This is a genomic window from Streptomyces sp. WELS2 (assembly GCF_013870595.1).
Taxonomy (GTDB): domain Bacteria; phylum Actinomycetota; class Actinomycetes; order Streptomycetales; family Streptomycetaceae; genus Streptomyces.
Genome location: NZ_JACBWZ010000612.1, coordinates 1 through 3,894, shown reverse-complemented (window position 1 = coordinate 3,894; position 3,894 = coordinate 1). Strand labels below are relative to the sequence as shown.

Below are 3,894 nucleotides of genomic sequence, written 5' to 3'. Positions count from 1 at the left end.
TTCCCGCAAGCCACTCCTCCCGCACCGGCCTCCGCGAGCCGCCCCGGGCCGGCGGCGTCAGTTCCCGCGAGGCAGCGCGGTGGCCGGCACCAGCAGGTCCGCCCGCTCCCGGGTCGACGCGACCAGGTCGGCGTTGCGCTGGTCCGTGCCCAGCACCCAGGCCACGGCCGCCGCGTGCTCCTTGCCGAACTCCTCGTGCCGGGCGACCAGTCGGCGGATCCGCTCCGCCTCGTCGATCTCGCAGAACCACACCTCGTCCAGGCATGGCCGCACCCGCGCCCACGAACCCTCGGTCAGCAGCAGGTAGTTGCCCTCGGTCACGACCAGCCGGGCCTCGGGCGGCACCGGGATCGCGCCCGCCAGCGGCTGCTCCAGCACCCGCTCGAACCCCGGCGCGTACACCACCTCGCCGCTCTCCTCGCGCAGCCGCCGCAGCAGCGCCGCGTACCCGCCCGCGTCGAAGGTGTCCGGGGCGCCCTTGCGGTCCCGGCGGCCCAGCCGGTCCAGTTCGGCGTCGGCGAGGTGGAACCCGTCCATCGGCACGTGCGCGGCCCACCGCGGCCCGTCGCCGTTCAGGGCGTCAACCAGCCGCTCGGCGAGGGTCGTCTTGCCCGAGCCGGGGCCGCCCGCGATGCCGAGCAGGGCGCGCCGGCCGCCTTGGGGCAGGGCGCGGGCACGGGCGAGGAGGTCGTCGAAGGTCCGCGGTACACGGTCGGTGGTCACAGGCACACCGGAAAGTGTGTCACCACCCGTCCGGGGCGTGTGTGGTGCGCGCCACCCACTGGAGTGCCCCGGACGGGGAACAGTCCTCGGTATGACTCAGCTCGGTCTGCCCGACACCATCCAGGCCTGCCTCTTCGACCTCGACGGGGTCGTCACGAGGACGGCCGTCGTGCACGCGGCGGCCTGGAAGGAGACGTTCGACGCGTTCCTGCGCGGCTACGACGGCGAGCGGGGGCGGCCGTTCGACGCCCACGCCGACTACGACGAGTACGTGGACGGCCGCCCGCGCGCCGACGGCGTCCGCGCCTTCCTCGCCTCGCGCGGCATCCACCTGCCGGAGGGCGAGCCGGGCGACCCGCCGGACGCCCGCACCGTGCACGGCCTCGGCAACCGCAAGAACGAGCTGCTGCTGGAGAGGATCCGCACCGGCGGCGTCGAGGCCTACGAGGGCACCCTGCGCTATCTGGAGGCCGTGCGCGCCGCGGGCCTGCGCACCGCGATCGTCTCCTCCAGCGCCAACTGCCGGGACGTGCTGCGCTCGGTGGGCGCCGAGCACTTCTTCGACGTACGCGTCGACGGCGTGGTGGCGGCCGAGCGGCACCTGCCGGGCAAGCCCCGCCCCGACACCTTCCTCGCCGCCGCCCGGGACCTGGGCGTCGAGGCGTCCCGCGCGGCCGTGTTCGAGGACGCGCTGGCCGGCATGGACGCGGGCCGCGCCGGCGGCTTCGGCTGGGTCGTCGGCGTGGACCGGGTGGGGCAGACCGACGCGCTGTACGCGCACGGCGCCGACGTCGTCGTCGAGGACCTGGCCGAACTGGGAGGCAAGCGGTGATCACCGACCGGTCGTACGCCGTCGAACCCTGGACCGTCCGGGAGACCGCCCTCGACCTCGACGTGCTCGCCCAGAGCGAGTCGGTCTTCGCGCTGTCCAACGGGCACGTCGGCTGGCGCGGCAACCTCGACGAGGGCGAGCCGCACGGCCTGCCCGGCAGCTACCTCAACGGCGTCCACGAGGTGCACCCGCTGCCGTACGCGGAGGCCGGCTACGGCTACCCGGAGTCCGGGCAGACCGTCATCAACGTCACCAACGGCAAGATCATCCGGCTGCTGGTGGACGACGAGCCGTTCGACCTGCGCTACGGCCGGCTCGTCGCCCACGAACGCGTCCTGGACCTGCGCCGGGGCGTGCTGGAGCGCACCTGCGAATGGACCTCCCCGGCCGGCTCCACGGTCCGGGTGCGCTCCACCCGCCTGGTGTCGCTGACCCAGCGGGCGGTGGCCGCCGTCGCCTACGAGGTGGAGGCCGTCGACAGCGCCAGCCGGGTGGTGATCCAGTCCGAGCTGGTCGCCAACGAGAGCCTGCCCGAGCCCGACGGCGACCCCCGCGCGGCCCGCGCCCTGAAGTCACCGCTGGAGCAGGAGGACGACTTCGCCTCCGGCAGCCGGCTGCGGCTCGTGCACCGCACCCGGCGCAGCGGCCTCCGGGTCGCCGTGGCCGCCGACCACGTCGTCACCGGACCCGAACGCACCACCACCCGCAGCGAGAGCGGCGTCGACGTGGCCCGGCTGACCGTCACCTCCGTGCTGGAACCGGGACAGAGGCTCCGGGTGGAGAAGCTGGTCGCGCACGGCTGGTCCGGCGCCCGGTCGCTGCCCGCGATGGCCGACCAGGTCGACGCCGCGCTCGCCGCCGCCGCGCACGACGGCTGGGAAGGGCTGCTGGCCGGTCAGCGGGCCTGCCTGGACGACTTCTGGGCCCGCGCCGACGTCGAGGTGGAGGGCGACGAGGAGATCCAGCAGGCCGTCCGGTTCGCGCTGTTCCACGTCTTCCAGGCCGGGGCCCGCGCCGAGCAGCGCGCGATACCGGCGAAGGGACTGACCGGCTCCGGCTACGACGGGCACGCCTTCTGGGACACCGAGATGTTCGTGCTGCCCGTGCTCACCCACACCGCGCCCCAGGCCGTGGCCGAGGCGCTGCGCTGGCGGTACAACACCCTGGACGAGGCCCGCGAACGGGCGGCCCAACTCGGGCTCGCCGGGGCCGCGTTCCCCTGGCGGACCATCGCCGGACCGGAGGGCTCCGCCTACTGGCCGGCCGGCACCGCCGCCTTCCACGTCAACGCCGGCATAGCCGACGCCGCCGCCCGGTACGTCGAGGCCACCGGCGACACCGACTTCGAACGGGAGACCGGCCTGGAGCTGCTGGTGGAGACCGCCCGGCTGTGGCGGTCGCTCGGCCACCACGACACCCACGGCGTCTTCCACCTCGACGGCGTCACCGGCCCCGACGAGTACAGCGCGGTCGCCGACGACAACACGTACACCAACCTGATGGCCCGGCGGAACCTGCGCGCCGCCGCCGACGCGGCCGAACGCCACCCCGACCGGGCCCGGCAGCTCGGCGTGGACGAGGAGGAGAGCGCTGCCTGGCGGGACGCCGCCGACGCCATGCACATCCCCTACAACGACGAACTCGGCGTCCACGAACAGCACGCCGGATTCACCCGCTACCAGCGCTGGGACTTCGACGCCACCCGCCCCGACCAGTACCCGCTGCTGCTGCACTTCCCCTACTTCGACCTCTACCGCAAACAGGTCGTCAAACAGGCCGACCTGGTGCTCGCCATGTACACCTGCGGTGACTACTTCGAGCAGGAGCACGACGAGGAGCAGATCGCCCGGAACTTCGCCTACTACGAGCCGCTGACCGTCCGCGACTCCTCCCTGTCCGCCTGCTGCCAGGCCGTCGTCGCCGCCCAGACCGGCCATCTCGACCTCGCCTACGCCTACACCACCGAGGCCGCGCTGATGGACCTCGCGGACCTGGAGCACAACACCCGGGACGGGCTGCACATCGCCTCGCTCGCCGGCACCTGGATGGCACTGGTCGCCGGGTTCGGCGGCATGCGCCGCGACGGAGACCGGCTGCGGTTCGCGCCCCGCCTGCCCGAGCGGCTGCGCCGTCTCGCCTTCCACGTCGGCTTCCGCGGACGCCGGCTGCGGGTGGACATCGGCGCCGACAAGGTGACGTACGCGCTGCTGGACGGCGAGCCGCTGACCCTGCGTCACCACGGCGAGCCGCTGACCGTCGGCACCGACGAGCCGGCGGTCCGCCCCATACCTCCGGTGGTACGCCGGCCCACCCCCGCCCAGCCACGGCACCGGGCGCCG

General features: G+C 74.1%; 3 protein-coding genes. 2 read left to right on the top strand and 1 reads right to left on the bottom strand.

Annotated features, from left to right (window positions below; translation table 11 throughout):
• Window positions 1-57: 57 nt before the first annotated feature.
• Entirely contained in the window at window positions 58-729 is a 672-nt protein-coding gene (locus H5J33_RS26685; protein ID WP_309485495.1) for a nucleoside/nucleotide kinase family protein, read from the bottom strand.
• An 85-nt stretch (window positions 730-814) separates the two neighbouring features.
• Between H5J33_RS26685 and H5J33_RS26680 the strand changes: the two genes are divergently transcribed.
• Window positions 815-1,555 carry an HAD family phosphatase gene (locus H5J33_RS26680; protein ID WP_181797401.1) on the top strand — a complete coding sequence of 247 codons (741 nt, stop codon included), beginning with the start codon at window positions 815-817 and terminating at the stop codon, window positions 1,553-1,555.
• Window positions 1,552-3,894: glycoside hydrolase family 65 protein (locus tag H5J33_RS26675; protein ID WP_181797400.1), on the top strand; the 2,343-nt coding region annotated here is incomplete at its 3' end. The genes H5J33_RS26680 and H5J33_RS26675, both read left to right, overlap by 4 nt.

What these genes read in the sequence shown, in the direction of transcription:
- H5J33_RS26680 (WP_181797401.1), top strand. Translation starts at nt 815, where the DNA reads ATGACTCAGCTCGGTCTGCCCGACACCATCCAGGCCTGCCTCTTCGAC.